Consider the following 18750-nt stretch of genomic DNA (forward strand, 5'->3'; position numbering starts at 1 on the left):
CACCTCGCTCGCCTCGGTCGTGCTGCAGATGCTGTCGCTCGGGTTCGGCGACATCACGGCCTTCCCGTTCCTCACCCCTCCCGATTCGCGGGGCATCAAGGCGGCGTTCGACCTGCTCACCGAACTCGGCGCCGTCGATACCTCTCGCGACACCCCGCGCCTCACGAAGATCGGTCGGGACATCTCGCGGATGCCGATCGACCCGCGCTTCGCGCGCATGCTGCTCGCGTCACAACAGGGTGGCGTCGTCGACGACGTACTGGCGATCGTCGCAGGGATGACGATTCAGGATGTCCGCGAGCGCCCGTCGCAGGATGCCCCGCAGGCGGTGCGGGATGCCGCCGACCGCATGCACGCCCGGTTCACCGACCCGACGAGCGACTTCCTCGCAATCTTGAACCTGTGGAACTATCTGCGCGAGCAGCAGCGCGAGCTCGGCTCCAGCGCGTTCCGACGGCTGTGCCGCTCGGAGCACCTGAACTATGTGCGTGTGCGCGAGTGGTTCGACGTGCACCGTCAGCTGCGGTCGCTGGTGAAGACGTCGAAGGGAGATCGGCTTCGACTCCCTTCGGTCGCTCAGCCCGTTTCGTCTGCGCGGCCTGCGGCCGCTCCGCTCAACGCCCCGCAGGAGCGCCGCGGATCGTTGGGCGAGCGCAGCACCCCCCGCAGACCCATCGACGAGCGCAGCACCCCCCGCAGACCCATCGACGTGCCAAGCACCCCCCGCGGGTCGTTGAGCGAGCAAAGCGAGACGAAACGCGTTGAGCGAGCGCAGCGAGACGAAACGTCCTTCCCCGGACATCACGCCGACGCCATCCACCGCTCCCTCCTCGCCGGACTCCTCTCCCAGATCGGCATCCTCGATGAGCGGAACTCCAAGACCCCGCCGAAGGGACAGTCCCAGCGTCAGAAGGACGCGAAGCGCCGCATTGCCGAATACCGCGGCGCACGCGGCATCCGTTTCTCGATCTTCCCCGGCTCGGGCCTGCGCAAGCAGAGCCCGCGCGCGGTGATGGCCGCCGAGATCGTGGAGACCTCACGCACCTTCGCCCGCACGGTCGCAGCGATCGATCCGGCCTGGGCGGAGTCGCTTGCCGGTGACCTCGCCAAGCGCCAGGTGTCAGAGCCGCACTGGTCGAAGGATGCCGGCGCCGCCGTCGCCTACGAGAAGGTGACGCTGTACGGGGTGGAGGTCATCCCCCGGCGACGCATCCAGTTCGCACGCATCGATCGGGCGGCCTCTCGCGAGTTGTTCGTGCGGCACGCACTCGTCGAAGGCGAGTGGGATCCGGGGCGGATCGACAAGCGGGTCAGTGCGTTCTGGCGCAGCAATCACGAGCTGCGCCGCCGGCTGGAGAAGCTCGAAGAGCGCGAGCGGCGACGCGACATCCTCGCTGGCGACGAGGCGGTCTTCGGGTTCTACGACGAGCGGATCCCCGCCGACGTGTTCGATGTGCGCTCCTTCGAGAGCTGGTGGCGCGACGCGCTGCAGCAGACGCCGAAGCTGCTCGTCATGCGCGAGAGCGACCTGATCGAAGACGACGCGAGGTCGGAGAAGGATGAGTTCCCGACCCGCTGGACGCAGGGCGACCAGGTGCTCGGCCTCGCCTACCGGTTCGAGCCGGGGTCGGCCGATGACGGTGTGAGCGTCGTCGTGCCGCTCGCACTCCTCGCCCAGATCGAGGACCGCGGGTTCGACTGGCAGGTACCCGGCCTGCGCGCCGAGCTGGTGACCGCTCTGCTGCGCGCGCTGCCCAAGACGATTCGGCGGCATATCGTCCCCGCCGCGGATTGGGCCGACAGGTTCGGTGCCGAGCTCGTCGAGCAGGGCCCTGAGGGTCGCGCCGGGCTCCCCGAGCGCTCCCTGAAGGAGGCGCTCGCCCGGCTCATCCAGCCGCTCGCGAACCAGCCGGTGTCGGCCGACGACTTCGACGACGAACGCGTGCCGGGGCACCTGCTGATGAACTTCCGCGCGGTCGACGAGCGCGGTCGTGTCGCCGGATCCGCACGGGATCTCGGCGAGCTGCAGCGGTCGCTGTCCGATCGCGCCCGGGCGAGTGTCGCCCGTTCCATCGCGCGGCCGGCGAAGCCCGATGTCACGGCCGTGGCCGCAGCATCCACCCGTACCTCGATCGAACAGGACGACCTCACGACCTGGACGTTCGGCGATCTTCCCGAGGTGCTCGACACGAAGGTCGCCGGCGGCGTTGTGCGGGGGTATCCCGCGATCGTCGACCGGGGCAAGACCGTCTCGGTGCGCGTCGAGGCGACAGCGGATGCCGCGGAGCGGGCGACCCGCGACGGCGTGCTGCGGCTGGTGCTGCTGAACGTGCCCTCCCCCGCGTCATACGTGCAGGATCATCTCACCGCTCCCGAGAAGCTCGCGTTGGCGGCGTCGCCGTATCCGTCGGTCGCGGCACTCATCGAAGACGCGCGGACGGCCGTCGCTCGTTCCCTGCTGCCCGAGACCGCGATCCGCACGGAGGCCGCCTTCGTACAGGCTCGGGGTGCTGTCAACGCGAAACTCGTCGACGACCTGTTCCAGACCGTGTCGCTCGTCGCCCGCATCCTGACGAAGGCGCGCGAGGTCGAGCGCGGGATCAAATCGCAGAACTCGCTCGCGCTGCTCGGTCCACTGAACGACATCCGCTCACAGCTCAGCGGCCTGCTGCACCCGGGCTTCATCTCGACGGCTGGCACCGAGCGACTCGCGCACTTCCCGCGGTACCTCGACGGCATGCTCGACCGGCTGAAGACGCTCGAGAACGAACCGGGCAAGGACCGCACGCGCATGACGGAGTACGAACGCGTCGCGCAGGCGTTCGAAGATGCCGGCGGCACGATCCCCCTCCCTGCAGATGCCGCGCCGGCGCTGATCGAGGTGCGCTGGCTGCTCGAGGAGTACCGCATCAGCGTCTTCGCCCAGCGCCTGGGTACGGCCGGGCCGGTGTCTCCGCAACGCATCCAAAAAGTGTTGTCCTCCCGTTGAGCGCAGCCGGGTAGCCTGGCGGCATGGCCCGTGCAATCGTCTACACAGAACTCGGTTCCCCTGATGTCCTTCAACTCGTGGACATCCCCGACCCTGTCGCCGGTCCCGGCGAAGTGGTCGTGCGCATCGAAGCCGCGGGCGTCAACCCGCTCGATGCCAAGCGGCGCAGCGGCAAGCGGCCGATGCCTCCGATCACCGAGCCGCGCCGTGTCGGCCTCGACGGCGCCGGCGTCGTCGATTCCCTCGGTGAGGGTGTGAGCGCGTTCGCGGTCGGCGACCGGGTCGCGATCGGCGACACCACCGGCACATACGCCACCCACCTGGTCGTGCCCGTGGCGAATCTCACGCGCCTTCCGGATGCCGTCACCGCCGCCGAGGGCGCCGCACTCAGCATCCCGGTGGGAACGGCCTATCAGTGCGTGCGCTCGTTGGACGTCGGCGCGGGCGACACTCTTCTCATCCACGCCGGTTCCGGTGCTGTCGGACAGGCTGCCATCCAGTTCGCCGTGAACGCCGGGGCGAAGGTGATCGCTACGGGCAGCCCCGCCCGCCACGAACAGTTGCGCGAGCTCGGCGCGATCCCCGTTGCGTACGGCGACGGTCTCGCTGATCGGGTACGCGCTGCCGCGCCCGATGGCGTGACCGTGGCGCTGGATTGCATCGGCACTGACGAGGCGATCGAAGCGTCGAAGGAGCTGGTCTCCGACCACGCCCGCATCGCGACGATCGTCCGCGGTCCGGATGCCGAGAAGCTCGGCATCCGCGCCTTCAGCGGCGGCTCGCCCACTCCCCTGACTGAGCAGGAACTCGCCTGGCGACGCGAAGCCGTCGGCGTCGCGGCCGATCTCATCGCCGCCGGCGACTTCCAGGTCGAGCTCGGGCCTGAACTGCCTCTCGCCGAAGCCGCCCAGGCGCACGAGCTCATCGAGGCGCACGCAGCCCGCGGCAAGATCACGCTGGTGCCGTGACCTCTCTGCGCGTCGCGTCCGGCCGAGCGTCACTCGCTGTGGAAGAGTCCGGTCCAACGGACGGTCAGTCCGTGCTGCTGCTGCACGCCGGTGTGACGGACAAGCGGTCCTGGGCACCCGTCGTAGATCACCTGGGCACAGCCGTCCGTTGCATCCGCTACGACAGGCGCGAGTACGGCGACACCGAATACGAGGCCGAGGACGGCTGGTCCCCGGTCGCCGACGCCATCGCCGTGCTCGATGCCTCGAATGTCGATTCAGCGGTCGTGATCGGCAGCTCGATCGGCGGCGGCACTGCCGTCGACCTCGCGCTGGCACATCCGGAGCGGGTGTCGGCGCTCGTGCTGCTCGCCCCCGCGATCAGCGGCGCACCGGAACCCGAACTCGAGCCTCTCGTCGAAGCGCTTGACGCCGAGATCGATGCCGCTGACGCCGCGGCGGATCTCGATGCCGTCAACGGACTCGAAGCACATTTCTGGCTGGACGGGCCGGGGCACGAGGGGCGAGTGACCGGTGCCGTGCGCGACCTCTTCCTGGATATGAACGGACGCGCCATCGCCGCAGACGATCCTGGTACGCCGGCAGAGGCGCCGGACGCGTGGAATCGGCGGGGCGAGATCACTGTGCCGACGCTGTTCCTCGTCGGTGAATGGGATCTGCAGCACTTCCGCACGCAGGCACGCGAGGCCGCAGCCTCCGTCCGCGACGGACAGTTCGTCGAGCTGCCCGCTGCCGCTCACCTCCCGCAGCTGGAGGGGACGCCGTCAGCGCTGGGCGCGATCGCCGACTTCATCGCGCCCCAGACGTGAGTCCGCCACTCACGCCGCTGCACGCGCCTCATCACGAAGGCGCGCCCCCTCGCGCAGCAGTGGCACCAGCTCCTGGCCCCAGTCGCGCACGTCGCCGAGCGGGTCGAACCCGCGGATGAGGAACCGTGTGACGCCGAGGTCGTAGTACTTCAGTAGCGCCTCGGCCACCTGCTCCGGCGTGCCAACCGGCGCCGTGGAGTTGCCGGACGGACCGGTGAGCCGGGTGATGCCCGTCCACAACCGCTCGTCGTGCACGTCGCCGCGCTGTGCGATCTGCTGCAGACGATCCGCCGAGACGGCGTTGCGCTCCTCTCCACGAGAGCGCGCGAACGACAGCGTGTTCCCCTCCTTCTGGGCCGCGATCAGCTCTTCGGTCTCGGTGTAGATCCGCTCGGCCTTCGCCCACGCCGCCTCTTCGGTGTCGGCGATGATCGGGCGGGTGGAGAGGCTGAACTCGATCGTCCGCCCCTCCTTCGCCGCGGCGGCGCGGATGGTGCGAATGTGGTCCGCGACCTCGGCGAGCGGTTCGCCGAACAGCATGTAGACGTCGGCGTTCTTCGCTCCGACCTCGACAGCGCCGCCGGAGAGCCCGCCGAAGAAGATCGGGATCCCGGCATCCGTCGCGGGCTTCGCCGCCGAATAGGCACCCTCGAAGCGGTAGAACTCGCCGTCGTGGTCGAAGGGCTCATCTTCGGTGAGCGTCTTGCGCAGCACGTCGATGAACTCCCCAGTGCGGCGGTAGCGATCCTGTTTCTCGCTGTAGTCACCGTCGCGGCGCTGATCGGCCTCGCTGCCACCGGTGATGTGGTGGATCGCGACGCGCCCTCCGCCGGTGAGGTGATCGAGCGTGGCCAGCTTGCGGGCGACGATCGTCGGCGGCACGAAGCCGGGGCGGTGCGCGATGAGCACCTTCAGTCGCTCGGTCGTGTGCAGAGCGGCGGATGCCACGGCGAAGCCGTCCGGTGAGCTCGCACTGTATCCGATGAGCACCCGGTCGAATCCGGCATCTTCGTGCGCACGCGAGAACTCGCGCACATAGGCGGGATCGACGACGGGACCGGCGAGCGCCTTCGACTCGGACCCTGCAGTCGTGGCGATCATTCCAAGAATTTCGATGGGCATGTGAGCAGCTCCAATGTCAAGGTCGGTTGGCGGATGGCGTGCGGATGAGGGGAACGGAATCGATCAGGCGCCGCGTGTACGGATGCTCGGGGCTCGCGACGACGCGCCTCGTCGGGCCGTCTTCGACGATGCGGCCGCGGTTGAGCACGACGAGCCGGTCACTCATGGCAGCGAGCGAGCCGATGTCGTGCGAGATCACGAGCATCGCAAGTTCTGAGCCCCGCCGGTCGCGCAGCGCGATGAGTGCCTGGACGACCCGGTCGCGGCTCGCGGCATCGAGCGCGCTCACCGGTTCGTCGAGCACGAGCAGCCGGGGTTCGACGACCAGGGCGCGCGCAATCGCCGCCCGCTGCCGCTGCCCGCCGGAGAGCCCGGACGGCAGGCGGGCGATGAGCTCGTCGTCGAGGCCGACGGCATCGAGGGCCGCGGCGCGGCGACGCGCAGCATCCGCCACGGGTACGCGGGCGATGCGCAGTCCTTCCCCGATGGAATCGGTCACGCTGATGCCAGGATCCAGCGACCGCAGCGGGTCCTGGAAGACGTACTGCACGGCGCCCGAGCGCCGCCATGCGCGCAGAGCAGCACCGCGCAGCCGGGTGACGTCGCGCCCGGCCACACTCACGCGCCCGTCGGCCGGGGCGACGGCGCGCAGCACCGTGCGGGCGAGCGTCGTCTTGCCCGAGCCTGACTCGCCGACCACGCCGACCACTTCGCCGGGTCGCACGGTCAACGAGACGCTGTCGAGCACGCGCACTTGACCGTAGTCGACCGAGACACCGTCCAATTCGAGCGCGCTCATGCCAGGTACCTCTCCAGGCCGTAGGCGGCGTGCGCCGACAAGAGCTCTCGGGTGTAGGGGTGGCCTGGTGCTCGCAGTACGCGGGTTGTCGCGCCGGCCTCGACGACGCGGCCATCGCGGAAGACCTGCACGCGTTCGCAGACCTGCGACACGACGGCGAGGTCGTGCGAGACGAGGATGAGGGCGAGATCGCGCTCGAGCCGCAGTCTCTTCAGCAGTTCGAGCAGCTCTGCCTGCACGGTGACATCCAGCGCGGTGGTTGCCTCATCCGCGATGAGCACGGCCGGGTCTGCGGCAAGCGCCATCGCGATGAGCACGCGCTGCAGCATCCCGCCGCTCAGCTGTGATACCCGTTGGCGCAGGACGAGGTCGACACGGCGGATGCCGAGATCATCGAGCAGTTCGCGGGCGTGTTCCCGTGCCCGCCGTCGGGGGACCCCCGCGGTGAGCCGCAGCGTCTCTTCGAGCTGCGCACCGACCGGGATGGCGGGATGCAGGTACGAGGCCGGATCCTGGAACACCGCCGCGACGTGAGTGCCGCGCAGTCGGCGCCAGGTCTTCTCCGGCGCGTGGGTCAGGTCCTGGCCGTCGATGTGGACCGTCCCGCCGGTGATCTCGAGCCCGTCGGGAAGGATGCCGAGCAGCGCACGGCAGGTGAGGGTCTTACCGCTGCCGGATTCGCCGACGATGCCGACGGCCTCCCCCGGGCGCACCGTGACCGACACGCCGTGCACGAGCTCCGTGCCATCGGATGCCGTGATCACCAGGTTCTCGGTCGAGGCGACCGCGGGCCTGACCAAGGAGTTCTCGTCGAATGACGGCGAGAGCGACTCCGCGGCCCTGCTCGATGACATGACTACCGGGGGTGTGGTGATGCGCACGTCAGACATGGGCGGCCTCCTTGCGTCGTACGCGGGCGACTACGGCATCCGCTCCGAGCACGTCGCGCGCGGCATCAGCCAGCAGATTCAACGCACCGACCGTGATGATGATGGCGAGCGCGGGCGCGACCGGTCCGAGCGGTCGCTGGCTGAGGTATCCGAGATCACTGGAGAGCATCCCGCCCCAGGTGGGTGCCGGGGGCTGCACGCCGATGCCGAGGAATGTGAGCGATGCGACGGCGAGGAGTGCCCCGCCGAGTGCCGACACGGATGCGACCATGAGGTTCGGTGCCACCTGACGCCACACATGCCGTCGCAGCACCCACCAGGCCGATCCGCCCAGGAAGGTGGCGGCTTCGACGTACTGCGAGTCGCGGACCCGGAGCGTCGCGGCACGCGCGATGCGGAAGAAGCTCGGTGCGATCAGGATGCCGATCGCCAGCGTCGCCTGAATCAGTCCGTTCCCCAGCAGAGCCGCGAACACGATGGCGAACAGGATGAACGGCAGCGACAGCAGCGCGTCGACCACGCGCAGTGAGAGCCACTCGCCGATCTTCGGCGCGAACGCACTGAGCGCACCGGGCACCGCACCGATCACGAGACCGATGAGAGCGGCGGCCAGAGCGCTGAGCAGCGAGGCAGGAGCGCCGGCCAGCAGTCTGGAGAGAACGTCGCGGCCGAGATAGTCGGTGCCGAACAGGTGCTGGAGCGACGGATCCTGCAGGGCTCTCGCGGTGTCCTGTCCGAGCGGATCGTAGGGTGCCAGCGCGGGACCGGTGACCGCGATGACGAAGACGCCGACGACGACGAGGAGCGCGATGCGCACGGTCCATCCGGCGGCCCACAGGCGGGCGAGGGCGTTCATGCGGCGCTCCGATCGGTGCCGCCGGTGCGGGCGATGATGAGGTTGATGATCACGCCGATGATGACGACCATGGCGATCGTGACGAGCAGCACACCCTGCACCACCGGGATGTCGCCCTGCAGTGCCGCGCGGTTGGCGAGCTGCCCGAGGCCGGGCATCCCGAAGATGACTTCGGTGATGACGGCTCCGCCGATGAGGCGCGGGGCATGCACGCCGAGCACGGACAGCGCTGGCGTCGACGCGATCGGCAGCGCGTGCCGGAGCACGATCCTGGCCGGCGCCAGGCCGTGCACGCGCGCACCGATGGCGAAGTTCTCCCGCAGTGTGCCGACCAGCGATGTGCGCAGCTGTCTGGCGATGTCGGCGCCGGCGTCGAGGCTCAGCGCCACCGACGGCAGCACGAGGCACATCAGCCAGGCGCCCAGGTTCTGCTCCGGCGGCACGTAGCCCGCGACCGGAAAGATCGGGATCGCGTAGGCGAACAGCAGAATGAGCGCGATCGCAGCGACGAATGCCGGGACGGTCGCCGACACGGTGGTCAGCAGCGTCACCGCGCGGTCGAGGATGCTGCCGCGACTGACCGCTGCCAGGATGCCGCCGGTGAAACCGAACAGCAGTGCCAGCAGGATCGCGCCGCTCGCGATCGACAGGCTCACCGGGAAAGCCTGGGCGACGCTGTCGGCAACAGGGATGGTCGTGAACCAGCTCGTCCCGAGGTCGCCGGTCGCGGCGCCGGAGATCCAATCGAAATAGCGCACGAGGAATGGGCGGTCCAGCCCGAACACGTGGTTGAGCCGGTCGACATCTTCCTGGGTGGCGACCTCACCGAGTGCCACCGCGGCAGGGTTGGAGCCGCTCGCAGCCCCGAGCGCGAAGGTGGCGAAGGTGGCGAGCACGAAGACCGTGACAGCCGTGCCGAGGGTCGCAAGCGTCGTGCGCAGCACCGGCCACACGCGGCGCACGCTCACCGCCTCCTCGGCCTCCGGCGCAGGCAGCGCCTCGGCAGTCGCGGTCGTCGTCATCCTCAGCCCTCGACCTTCACGTCTTCCCAGCGCTGCACATCGAGCCAGTGCTGGATGCCGGTGACACCTGCGGGGTGGATCAGGATGCGCGGCCAGCTGAACAGGAAGGTGTTCGGCTGGAGCTTCACCCCGATCTCGACGGCATCTTGGATCGTCTCGGCGTAGGCGGGATCATCCGTCGGCGTGGCCCGCGCCGTGTCAATGGCTTCGGTGAGCTCTGGCGGCGTCTCGCGACCGAGGTTCATGAGCCCCTCCGGTCCGTACAGCACTTCCAATCCCTGCAGCGGTGATTGACGGCCCGAGTAACTATCGAGCACGAACGGGAACGTGCGCTGCACGTAGTTCTGCGAGATCGCAGCCGCCGCCTGCACGTTCAGCGTCACGCGGATGCCGGCCTCCGCCCACTGCGCCTGCAGCAGCTCGGCCAACGCCGTGTCGTCCTCACCGAGGGTGAGGGTGATGTCGACGCCGTCCGGGTAGCCGGCTTCGGCGAGCAAGTCCTCAGCCGCCTCGACATCGTGCGGGTACAGGTCGTCCAGCTCTGCGCTGTGCGCCACGTAGCCATCAGGGAAGGGCTGCCAGTTCGCCGTGCCGTGACCGAAGTAGGTGGAGTCGATCAGCGCCTGTCGATCGGTGGCATGACTGATCGCCTGCAGCACCCGCTGATCATCGAACGGCGCGACGGTGCCGTTCACGTCGAGGGCGCGGACGGTGAGCGCCTTGATCACCTCGACCTCGAGGCCGGCGTTCTCCGCGGCCTCGGCCTGTGATGCCGGGATGTGCGCGACATCCCACTGGCCGGCGTTGACGCCGGCCACGGCCGTGGCGTCATCGGCGACGAGAACGACCGAGAGTTCGTCGATGAAGATGTGGTCGGCGTTCCAGTACTCGTCGTTCTTCTCGAGGCTGGCCTGCGCGTTCGGGACGTACTCGGTCAGGGCGAAGGGGCCAGCGCCCTCGGGCTGGGTGGCAAGGGTGGTGACGTCGTCGAAGGCGGCGGGGTTGACGATGAAACCGGTCTTGCCGGCGAACAGATACGGCACCTGATAGTCGGCCTGATCGAGGTGCACCGTCACGGTCTGATCGTCGGTCGCGTCCACTTCGGTCACGATCCGCAGTTGCCCCGCGAGCGTCGAATTCTCCTGATCACGACCCCGCTCGAGATTGAGCTTCACAGCCTCGGCCGTCACGGGCGTGCCGTCGCTGAAGGCAACATCTTCGCGCAGATGGAAAGTGATCGCAGTGCCATCGTCGTTGTACTCCCACGACTCCGCGAGACCGGGAACAGGTTCTCCCTCGGTATCGAGCTGAGTGAGCCCGTCGTACACCAGGGCGAGGGCGTGGGTGTCCCATCCGGCGGTGGAGGTCACCGGGTCCCAGCTGGTCGGCAGGCGCCACCCCCACGTGAGCGAACTGTCGCTGTCGCCCGCTCCGTCCGCTCCCTCCGCCGCGGAGCAGGCGGTCAGGGCGAGCGCGGCGACGGCGAGCGCGGCGAGCGGTGCAAGTCGGTGTCGTGGGGTCATGAATGCGAACGTAGGGGGTCGATGACGACCTCCGCGAGAGTCGTCGATGTCGGAGGAAACAGAACGCAACAGTTCGACACATCGGTGCCGTCGCGACCTCACCGGCCCCAAGATGGTCGGCATGAGCAACGATCTCTCCCCCGCTGCCGTCTGGCCGGCCGCCCGCGTGCGCGGCACGATCGCCGTCGTCACCGGCCGTGGCGAACGCGCCCCCGTGTACGAGCGCTTCGGTCGGCGTTTGAGCTCCGACGGATACACCGTCGCGATCTTCGAGGCAGACGCGGATGCCGCGGCATCCTGGATCTCCGACGCCGAATCGGTTCCGGACGGACCGCGCGTTCTCGTCGGCTCCGATACCGGCGCGGCTTCCGTCCTCCGGGTGCTCGCGCAGAGCACCCCCGTGGATGCCGCGATCATCGCGGGCACCCCGGTGGATGTCTCCTCTGCCCAACCGCAGGACGCTGAACGAACCGCCTGCCCCCTCCACCTGGGCGTGCTCGACTCGGCCGACGCCCGCACCGAGCACGTGGCGGCGGATGCCGTCCCCGATGCCGCTGACCTCGCCGCCGTCTCTGTGCCGGTCCTCGCGTTCCACGGTTCGGCCGACACGGTCTCGCCCGTCGCCGAGGCATCGGCGGCTCTCGACTCCGTACCCGATATCGAAATCGTCGAGACGATCGACGGCCTGCACGACGCGCTCAACGACCAAACGCACCGCAGCGTCGCTGCCACCATCGTGCTGTGGCTGGAGCGTCTGCGCGGCGGCAACGTGCACGAACCGATCGTGCGTCCGCTCCGGCAGGGCGCGACCCTGTGACGGCTCACTCCTCGGTTCCGACAGGCACCTTCGCCACACTGCAGGTGCAGACCGGGTACGACTCCCGCACTCCCGAGAACAGCGCCGTCCCGCCGATCCATCAGACGGCCGCGTACGAATTCGCCTCGTTGGCCGACGCCGCCGATGTCTTCGCGCTCCGCAAGCCGGGCAATCTGTACAGTCGCAGCGGCAGTCCGACGCAGCTGATCCTCGAGCAGCGGGTCGCCGCGCTCGAAGGGGGCTCGTCAGCCGTCGCCGTCGCATCGGGCCAGGCGGCCGTGACCGTGACACTGCTGGCACTCGTCGGCCGCGGCGGGCACATCGTGTCGGCGCACCAGTTGTACGGCGGCACGGTCGACCTGTTTCAGGACACCTTCGCCGACTTCGGGATCGAGGTGACGTTCGTCGACCAGGACGACACGGATGCCTGGCGGGCTGCGATCCGTCCGGCCACGCGCGCACTGTTCGCCGAATCGATCGCGAACCCGATCGCGCAGGTGCTCGACTTCGAGACGGTCGCCGAGATCGCCCACGGGGCCGGCGTCCCGCTCGTCATCGACAACACCGTCGGCACGCCGTATCTCGTGCGCCCCGGCGACCACGGTGCCGACTTCGTCGTGCACTCCGCCACGAAGTTCCTCGCCGGTCACGGCACCTCCCTCGGGGGCGTGGTCGTCGACCAGGGGACGTTCGACTTCGGTGCGGAGCCCGAACGCTGGCCGCAGTTCACCACCGCATATCCGCGGTTCGGAGACCTCGTGCTGTGGGAGCGATCGGGCATCGGGCAGGCGTTCGCCGTCCTGGTGAAGACGAAGTATGTCCACGATCTCGGGCCGTCGCTGTCTCCGTTCAACGCCTGGCAGATCCTGCAGGGGATCGAGACGCTCGATCTGCGCGTGGCGCGGCAGAGCGCGTCGGCGCTCGCGATCGCAGAACATCTCGCGCAGCATCCGAAGGTCGCAGCCGTCCACCACCCGGGACTGGTGGACAACCGCTGGCATGCGCTCGCCGAGCAGTACCTGCCGCGCGGGGTCCCCTCGGTCTTCTCGTTCGATCTCGACGGAGCAGAAGATGCCGGCGCCCAGGACCGTGTCGCCGAAGTGATCGATTCCCTGCAGCTCTTCCGGCTGGTCGCGAACATCGGCGATGCGCGCAGCCTCGTCGCCCATCCGGCATCCATGACCCATTCGCACCTGAACGCCGAACAGCGCGCTGCCGCCGGCATCTCGCTGAACACGATCCGCGTGAGTGCGGGACTGGAGGATCCCGCCGACCTCATCGCCGACCTCGACCGCGCACTCGCGCGCATATGACCGGAGCATCATGAGCATCAACCTCGGATACTGGACACCCGTCTACGGCGGGTTCCTCCGCAACGTCACCGATGAAGGGCGGATGGCCGCCACCTGGGATCACATCCGCGACGTGTCGGTGAGAGCCGATCGACTCGGCTTCCACACCACTCTCGTGCCGGAGCTGTACCTCAACGACCGCAAGGGCGTCGAGGCACCCAGTCTGGAAGCCTGGTCGCTGTCGGCGGCGATCCTGGCGGTCACCGACCGTCTGCGCGTCATGACGGCCGTGCGGCCCGGATTCCATCTCCCGGCAGTGCTCGCGAAGACCGTCAGCACCCTCGACAGCATCGCCCCCGGGCGCGTGAGCTTGAATGTCGTCGCGGCGTGGTGGGCCGAGGAAGCCCGCCAGTTCGGAGGCAACTTCCCGGCGCACGACGAGCGCTATACGCAGGCCAAAGAGTTCGTCGACGTGCTGAACGGGCTGTGGCAGGAGACACCGTTCTCGTACGCGGGCCGCCACTACGCGTTCGAGGACACGATCGTCGAGCCGAAGCCGTCCGCGCACCCCGTCGTCTTCGCCGGCGGGGAGAGCGAGTCCGGACGCGAGGCCATCGCCGACTTCGCCGACGCGTACGTCATGCACGGCGGCACGGTTGACGAGGCGCGCCGCAATGTCGCAGATATGAATACTCGATCCGAGCGCATCCACGGCCGTCCGATCGCCGAGTTCGGGATGCCGGCGTATGTGATCGTCCGCGACACCGAGGCCGAGGCGCAGCGAGAGCTCGACCGGATCACAACGGTGGATCCCGATTCTCCCGGCTACGCATCGTTCGAGGAGTTCAAGCGGCACTCGAACCTGTCGCTCGAGGTCAGTCGCCGCGAGTACTCCGTCGGCACGCGCGGTCTGCGCCCGAACCTCGTCGGCACCGCAGAGCAGGTCGCCGAGCGCATCAACGAATATGCCGAGGCCGGCATCACGCTGCTGCTGATCCAGGCGTCGCCGTTGGACGAAGAGCTCGAGCGCATCGCCGAGCAGGTCTTCCCCCTCGTACCGCAGGAGGCACTGGCAACTGCTCTACGCTGAGAACATGACCGATCTTCGCTGGGGAATCCTCGCCACGGGCGGTATCGCGTCCGCCTTCGCCGCCGATCTGCGCACCGCGGGGCTCAACCTCGTCGCGGTCGGGTCGCGCTCCCAGGCCTCGGCCGACGCGTTCGCGGCGAAGTTCGACATCCCGCACGCACATGCCTCGTATGAAGCACTGGTGAACGACCCGGATGTCGACATCGTCTACGTCTCGACGCCGCATCCGATGCATCACAGCGCCGCGAAGCTCGTTCTCGAGCACGGCAAGCACGTGCTGGTCGAGAAGCCGTTCACCGTCACGCGGGCCGAAGCGGCCGACCTGCAGCGCATCGCGCAGGAGCGCGGGCTGCTGGCGATGGAGGCGATGTGGACCAGATATCTGCCGCACATGATCCGCATCCGCGAGATCGTCGACAGCGGTGTGCTCGGCGAGATCCGCGCCGTCACCGCCGAGCACACCCAGAAGATCAGCGATGACCCCCGACACCGATTGAACGCGCTCGAACTCGGCGGCGGGGCGCTGCTCGATCTCGGCATCTATCCGATCTCGTTCCTCTGGGACATCCTCGGTGCGCCCGAGAAGGTAACCGCCACCGCGCGGCTGGGAGAGACCGGCGCCGACACCGAGCTCGCAACGATCATGACGCATGCCGGCGGAGCGATCTCGACCACCCTGACGTCCTCACGCGCAGTCGGCCCGAACACCGCCGCCATCATCGGCACGGATGCACGGATCGAGATCGACCGCGTCTGGTACGTGCCGACCTCGTTCCGCGTGATCGCGGCGGACGGCGAGGTGCGTGAGAGCTACGAGTCGCAGGTCGACGGTCGCGGCATGCAGTATCAGGCGTTCGCCGCCGAGCGGCTCGTTCGTGACGGCATCCTGCAGGGCGACGTCCTGCCGATTGCGGAGAGCGTCGCGATCATGGGAACGCTGGATGAGATCCGGGCGCAGATCGGTGTCCGATACCCGAGTGAGGAGTACGACAATGGTTGATGCCCAGGACGTCCGCGTCGCCGTCTATCTGGACTTCGACAACATCGTCATCTCCTGGTACGACCGCGTGCACGGTCGGAACGCGTACAGCAAGGACCGGCAGCGCATCGCTGACGACCCGCACGATCCCGAGGTCTCGGAGCGCCTCAAGGACGCGATGATCGAGGTCGGCGCGATCATCGACTACGCGGCCTCGTTCGGAACGCTCGTGCTCACCCGCGCCTACGCCGACTGGTCCTCGCCGGTGAACGCCGAGTACCGCTCGCAGCTGGTCGCCAGGGCTGTGGATCTCGTGCAGCTCTTCCCCGCGGCGGCGTATGCGAAGAACGGCGCCGACATCCGCCTGGCCGTGGATGCCGTGGAAGACATGTTCCGCCTCTCCGATCTCACCCACGTCGTGCTGGTCGCCGGGGACAGCGACTATGTGCCGCTCGCGCAGCGCTGCAAGCGGCTCGGTCGCTATGTCATCGGCGTCGGTGTCGCCGGGTCGACGGCGAAGTCGTTGGCCGCCGCGTGCGACGAGTTCGAGTCGTACGACTCGTTGGCCGGTGTCACCCGCCCTGAGCCCAAGAAGAGCGCACCAGCAGTGACGGCGAGTGCCGGGGATGACGCGGCGGAGCCGCCGGCGAAGGCGAAGCCCGCCCCGAAGACACGCGCCCGGAAACCGAGCAAGGCGGCGGAACCCGTCGAAGCCGAGTCTCCGCTCACGGAACAGGATGAGGCGACCGCGCTGCTGCAGCGCGCGCTGCGCCTAGGGCATGACAAGGCGGATGCCGACGACTGGCTGCACAGCTCAGCGGTGAAGACGCACATGCGGCGGATGGATCCGTCCTTCAGCGAGAAGGCGCTCGGGTATCGCTCGTTCTCGGACTTCCTGAAGTCCCGCGACCAGATCGCCGAGTTGGAGGAGACCGGGCACGAGCGGCTCGTCCGACTGCGCGAGAGCTGAGATGAGCAGCACGGGCCGAGAGCGCACGAACGGCCGGGTCGTCATCGGGGGCTCGTCGGGCTTCATGGGCCGCCGGCTCCAGCAGAAGTACCGCGACGAAGGACGTGAGGTCGTCACGATCTCCCGCTCCGGCGCCGACCTCGGGTGGGCCGACCAGGCCGGCATCGATCAGGCTGTCGACGGTGCCAGCATGGTCATCGGGCTCGCCGGCAAGAGCGTGAACTGCCGCTACACCCCGGAGAACCGGGCAGAGATCTTCCGTTCGCGCCTGGAGACCACGGCATCCCTCAGTCACGCGATCGCGGGAGCGGAGAACCCGCCGCCGCTGTGGATCAATTCATCGACGGCGACGATCTACCGGCACGCGGAGGACCGGCCGATGACGGAGGCGGATGGCGAGATCGGCACCGGGTTCTCGGTCGAGGTGGCCAGGGCGTGGGAGAAGGCACTGTTCGCCGACGACCTCCCGGGCACACGCCGGGTCGCGCTGCGCAGTGCGATCGTGCTCGGTCACGGCGGTGTGCTCGGCCCGCTGAAGAATCTCGCGCGCGTCGGACTCGGCGGCGCGCAGCACGACGGCCGGTGGCCGATGAACCGGGCGCGCAGGGCGGCGGGCACTGCCCACTATCGCGGTGCCCGGCGGGGCGCGCAGCGGTTCAGCTGGGTGCACATCGACGACATCGCCCGCATCATCGACTTCGTGGAGCAGCATCCGGAGCTTGCCGGGCCGATCAACGCCGCGGCTCCGAACCCGGTCGACAACACGACGTTCATGGCGACGGTACGCAGCGTGCTCGGCGTGCGCTTCGGCCCGCCGATGCCCCGATGGATGCTGGAGCTCGGCGCCATCGGCATCCGCACCGAGACCGAGCTGATCCTCAAGAGCCGCTGGGTGCTGCCGGGGAAGCTCACGGATGCCGGATTCGCATTCGAGTACCCGACGCTCGAGCCGGCGCTGCGGGAGTCGTTCGACCGCGCTTAGTCGGACGTCTCGTCGCGCTTGCGCTTGGCGATCTCTTCGCGCAGCTTCCACTCCTCGATCTCGCGGTCGAGGTCGGCCATCTGCTGCTCGGTCGTGCGGTTATCGGCCGGCGGAGCCTGTGGTGCCGCGGGTGCCGGAGCGTTCGTGCGCGGCTCGCGTCGCCGCATTTTCGGCAACGGGATGCCGCCCTCGCCGTATTCGCGCCCGAGGAGGAACCACAGGATGGCGCCGATCAGCGGCAGCAGGACCACGAGGAGCACCCAGACCAGCTTCGGCAGGTGCTTCACCTGCGATTCGTCGCGCATGATGATGTCGACCATCGCACCGATCATCAGTGCGAGGACGAGGATCGAGAGGAGCGGCATGGCTCAAGCGTAGACGAGCGGGTGGTTTGATGAGGGTATGGCTTTCCGCGTCTGGCCCTCCCCCGTGACCCTCATCGGCGACCTGGTCGAGCTGCGTCCGCTCGCCCGCTCGCATCTCGACGGGCTCATGGATGCCGTTCGCGAAGACGACCTCTGGGAGAAGGCCTGGTACACCTCGGTGCCCGCGCCGGACGGCGTCGTCGCGGAGATCGAACGCCGCCTCGTGCTGAGCGAGAAGGGTGAGATGGTACCGTTCACCGCGATCGATACGGCCGGTCGTGTGCTCGGGATGACGACGTTCTACGACCTCGACGAGTCTGCGCCGCGGCTGCACATCGGGTACACGTGGAATCGTCCGTCTGCCCACGGGACCGGAACCAATGCCGAGTCGAAGCTGCTGCTGATGCGGCACGCGTTCGAGGATCTCGGAGTGTTCCGCGTCGGCTTCACCACCCAGTGGGTGAACTTCCAGTCCCGCACCGCGATCGAGCGGCTCGGTGCCAAACAGGACGGTGTGATGCGTGCGATGTCACGCTACCGGAACGGGGCTCTGCGCGACTCTGTCGAGTACTCGGTGATCGAACCGGAATGGCCGGCCGTCGAGGCGAACCTCGAAGCACGGCTCGCGAAGCGGCGCTGACTCAAAGTCGTGCGCGTCGCCGACGGACCAGCGCCGTGCCGGCAGCGATCAGCCCGCAGGCGGCGAGAAGGCTCGAAGGCAGTACCCAGGAGGCGATTCCGGTCGTCGCCAGATCACCATCGGTCGATGCCGCATCGTTTTCGGCGTTGCCGCCGGACCCGCCATCCGCGGACCCGCCGTCGTCTTTGCCCTCGCTCTCGCCGTCGCCTCCGCCTCCGCCTCCGCCATCGCCTCCGCCGTCCCCGCCGTCGTCTCCGTCCCCGCTGCCATCGAGCATCGCGACGTAGCGGTCTCCCCCGTCGACCGTGCTGGCAAGCCAGTAGTCCAGGCCGTCGGGCAGCGAGGCTCGGAACGCGGCGACGCCTTCGGCGTTGGTGAGCACCTCGGCGACGTAGGCGATGTCCGACTCGGCGGGGGCATCCGGGTCTGCGTCTGCATCCAGCACCAACACTGTCGCCGATCGGTCCGCGAAATCGGTTCCGAAGTCGACCTGCACTTCTGCGACGCCATCGGTGGTGGTGGCATCGTGCTCAGCGGCGATCGCCATACCCGCTCCGGCGACCGCCATCACCGTTCCGAGCAGGAACGCGCCGCACGTACGCGCCACAGCCTTCTTTACGTTCATGTTTCTGTTCTC

General features: G+C 68.6%; 18 protein-coding genes. 10 read left to right on the plus strand and 8 right to left on the minus strand.

Going from position 1 to position 18750, the window contains the following annotated elements; all coding sequences use genetic code 11:
• The 3 genes from ACTICP_RS06065 to ACTICP_RS06075 form a co-directional block, all read left to right on the plus strand.
• Positions 1-2989 (plus strand): DUF3418 domain-containing protein (locus tag ACTICP_RS06065; RefSeq protein WP_441890521.1); only part of this gene is annotated, 2989 nt, incomplete at its 5' end.
• Positions 2990-3012: 23 nt separating this feature from the next.
• The gene (locus tag ACTICP_RS06070; protein WP_441890523.1) at positions 3013-3957 is read left to right on the plus strand and encodes a quinone oxidoreductase family protein; all 945 of its coding nucleotides are present in this window, start codon (positions 3013-3015) and stop codon (positions 3955-3957) included.
• Positions 3954-4766 (plus strand): alpha/beta fold hydrolase, encoded by an 813-nt coding sequence (locus tag ACTICP_RS06075; protein ID WP_441890525.1) that lies wholly within the window; start codon positions 3954-3956, stop codon positions 4764-4766. The genes ACTICP_RS06070 and ACTICP_RS06075 overlap by 4 nt, the downstream gene beginning before the upstream one ends.
• A gap of 9 nt (positions 4767-4775) precedes the next feature.
• Here ACTICP_RS06075 and ACTICP_RS06080 read toward each other — a convergent pair whose 3' ends face one another.
• From ACTICP_RS06080 to ACTICP_RS06105, 6 genes are read right to left on the minus strand one after another with little or no spacing between them, the layout of a single operon-like run.
• Positions 4776-5888 (minus strand): LLM class flavin-dependent oxidoreductase, encoded by a 1113-nt coding sequence (locus ACTICP_RS06080; protein WP_441890527.1) that lies wholly within the window; start codon positions 5886-5888, stop codon positions 4776-4778.
• Positions 5889-5904: 16 nt separating this feature from the next.
• Complete coding sequence (locus ACTICP_RS06085) at positions 5905-6687, minus strand: ABC transporter ATP-binding protein (protein ID WP_441890529.1); 783 nt, start codon at positions 6685-6687, stop codon at positions 5905-5907.
• Positions 6684-7577: an ATP-binding cassette domain-containing protein gene (locus ACTICP_RS06090; RefSeq protein WP_441890531.1), complete on the minus strand. Its 894-nt coding sequence runs from the start codon at positions 7575-7577 to the stop codon at positions 6684-6686. The genes ACTICP_RS06085 and ACTICP_RS06090 overlap by 4 nt, the downstream gene beginning before the upstream one ends.
• A complete protein-coding gene (locus ACTICP_RS06095; protein WP_441890533.1) occupies positions 7570-8433 on the minus strand; it encodes an ABC transporter permease in 864 nt (287 codons plus the stop codon). Before ACTICP_RS06095 ends, ACTICP_RS06090 begins: the two co-directional genes overlap by 8 nt.
• A complete protein-coding gene (locus tag ACTICP_RS06100) occupies positions 8430-9455 on the minus strand; it encodes an ABC transporter permease (protein ID WP_441890534.1) in 1026 nt (341 codons plus the stop codon). Before ACTICP_RS06100 ends, ACTICP_RS06095 begins: the two co-directional genes overlap by 4 nt.
• A 2-nt stretch (positions 9456-9457) precedes the next feature.
• Positions 9458-10978 (minus strand): ABC transporter substrate-binding protein, encoded by a 1521-nt coding sequence (locus ACTICP_RS06105; protein WP_441890536.1) that lies wholly within the window; start codon positions 10976-10978, stop codon positions 9458-9460.
• Between the two features lie 121 nt (positions 10979-11099).
• Here ACTICP_RS06105 and ACTICP_RS06110 point away from each other — a divergent pair, with 121 nt between their 5' ends.
• Genes ACTICP_RS06110 through ACTICP_RS06135 form a run of 6 tightly spaced genes read left to right on the plus strand, consistent with a single transcriptional unit; the run spans position 11100 to position 17108 of the window.
• On the plus strand, positions 11100-11795 hold the full coding sequence (locus tag ACTICP_RS06110) for an alpha/beta hydrolase (protein ID WP_441890538.1): 696 nt from the start codon (positions 11100-11102) through the stop codon (positions 11793-11795).
• Positions 11792-13108, plus strand: coding sequence for an O-acetylhomoserine aminocarboxypropyltransferase/cysteine synthase family protein (locus ACTICP_RS06115; RefSeq protein ID WP_441890539.1), 1317 nt, complete (start codon positions 11792-11794; stop codon positions 13106-13108). The genes ACTICP_RS06110 and ACTICP_RS06115 overlap by 4 nt, the downstream gene beginning before the upstream one ends.
• Before the next feature lie 10 nt (positions 13109-13118).
• Positions 13119-14177 (plus strand): LLM class flavin-dependent oxidoreductase, encoded by a 1059-nt coding sequence (locus ACTICP_RS06120; RefSeq protein ID WP_441890540.1) that lies wholly within the window; start codon positions 13119-13121, stop codon positions 14175-14177.
• A gap of 4 nt (positions 14178-14181) precedes the next feature.
• Positions 14182-15177, plus strand: a complete 996-nt coding sequence (locus ACTICP_RS06125; RefSeq protein WP_441890541.1) for a Gfo/Idh/MocA family protein — start codon at positions 14182-14184, stop codon at positions 15175-15177.
• Positions 15170-16126 (plus strand): NYN domain-containing protein, encoded by a 957-nt coding sequence (locus ACTICP_RS06130; protein ID WP_441890542.1) that lies wholly within the window; start codon positions 15170-15172, stop codon positions 16124-16126. Before ACTICP_RS06125 ends, ACTICP_RS06130 begins: the two co-directional genes overlap by 8 nt.
• A 1-nt stretch (position 16127) precedes the next feature.
• Complete coding sequence (locus tag ACTICP_RS06135; protein ID WP_441890544.1) at positions 16128-17108, plus strand: epimerase; 981 nt, start codon at positions 16128-16130, stop codon at positions 17106-17108.
• Here ACTICP_RS06135 and ACTICP_RS06140 read toward each other — a convergent pair.
• A complete protein-coding gene (locus ACTICP_RS06140; protein WP_441890546.1) occupies positions 17105-17473 on the minus strand; it encodes a PLDc N-terminal domain-containing protein in 369 nt (122 codons plus the stop codon). The two genes, ACTICP_RS06135 and ACTICP_RS06140, sit on opposite strands and share 4 nt — an antisense overlap.
• Before the next feature lie 37 nt (positions 17474-17510).
• Here ACTICP_RS06140 and ACTICP_RS06145 point away from each other — a divergent pair, with 37 nt between their 5' ends.
• Positions 17511-18113, plus strand: a complete 603-nt coding sequence (locus ACTICP_RS06145; RefSeq protein ID WP_441890548.1) for a GNAT family N-acetyltransferase — start codon at positions 17511-17513, stop codon at positions 18111-18113.
• Between the two features lies 1 nt (position 18114).
• Here ACTICP_RS06145 and ACTICP_RS06150 read toward each other — a convergent pair whose 3' ends face one another.
• Entirely contained in the window at positions 18115-18738 is a 624-nt protein-coding gene (locus ACTICP_RS06150; RefSeq protein WP_441890550.1) for a hypothetical protein, read from the minus strand.
• Positions 18739-18750 lie beyond the last annotated feature (12 nt).

Origin of the sequence: Microbacterium sp. (assembly GCF_052102115.1) — a bacterium.
Taxonomy (GTDB): domain Bacteria; phylum Actinomycetota; class Actinomycetes; order Actinomycetales; family Microbacteriaceae; genus Microbacterium.

Bases quoted from the DNA above. Each gene is read 5' to 3' on its own strand.
- ACTICP_RS06070 (WP_441890523.1), top strand. From the start codon at position 3,013: ATGGCCCGTGCAATCGTCTACACAGAACTCGGTTCCCCTGATGTCCTT.
- ACTICP_RS06080 (WP_441890527.1), bottom strand. From the start codon at position 5,888: ATGCCCATCGAAATTCTTGGAATGATCGCCACGACTGCAGGGTCCGAG.
- ACTICP_RS06085 (WP_441890529.1), bottom strand. From the start codon at position 6,687: ATGAGCGCGCTCGAATTGGACGGTGTCTCGGTCGACTACGGTCAAGTG.
- ACTICP_RS06090 (WP_441890531.1), bottom strand. From the start codon at position 7,577: ATGTCTGACGTGCGCATCACCACACCCCCGGTAGTCATGTCATCGAGC.
- ACTICP_RS06095 (WP_441890533.1), bottom strand. From the start codon at position 8,433: ATGAACGCCCTCGCCCGCCTGTGGGCCGCCGGATGGACCGTGCGCATC.
- ACTICP_RS06100 (WP_441890534.1), bottom strand. From the start codon at position 9,455: ATGACGACGACCGCGACTGCCGAGGCGCTGCCTGCGCCGGAGGCCGAG.
- ACTICP_RS06105 (WP_441890536.1), bottom strand. From the start codon at position 10,978: ATGACCCCACGACACCGACTTGCACCGCTCGCCGCGCTCGCCGTCGCC.
- ACTICP_RS06110 (WP_441890538.1), top strand. From the start codon at position 11,100: ATGAGCAACGATCTCTCCCCCGCTGCCGTCTGGCCGGCCGCCCGCGTG.
- ACTICP_RS06120 (WP_441890540.1), top strand. From the start codon at position 13,119: ATGAGCATCAACCTCGGATACTGGACACCCGTCTACGGCGGGTTCCTC.
- ACTICP_RS06125 (WP_441890541.1), top strand. From the start codon at position 14,182: ATGACCGATCTTCGCTGGGGAATCCTCGCCACGGGCGGTATCGCGTCC.
- ACTICP_RS06130 (WP_441890542.1), top strand. From the start codon at position 15,170: ATGGTTGATGCCCAGGACGTCCGCGTCGCCGTCTATCTGGACTTCGAC.
- ACTICP_RS06135 (WP_441890544.1), top strand. From the start codon at position 16,128: ATGAGCAGCACGGGCCGAGAGCGCACGAACGGCCGGGTCGTCATCGGG.
- ACTICP_RS06140 (WP_441890546.1), bottom strand. From the start codon at position 17,473: ATGCCGCTCCTCTCGATCCTCGTCCTCGCACTGATGATCGGTGCGATG.
- ACTICP_RS06145 (WP_441890548.1), top strand. From the start codon at position 17,511: ATGGCTTTCCGCGTCTGGCCCTCCCCCGTGACCCTCATCGGCGACCTG.
- ACTICP_RS06150 (WP_441890550.1), bottom strand. From the start codon at position 18,738: ATGAACGTAAAGAAGGCTGTGGCGCGTACGTGCGGCGCGTTCCTGCTC.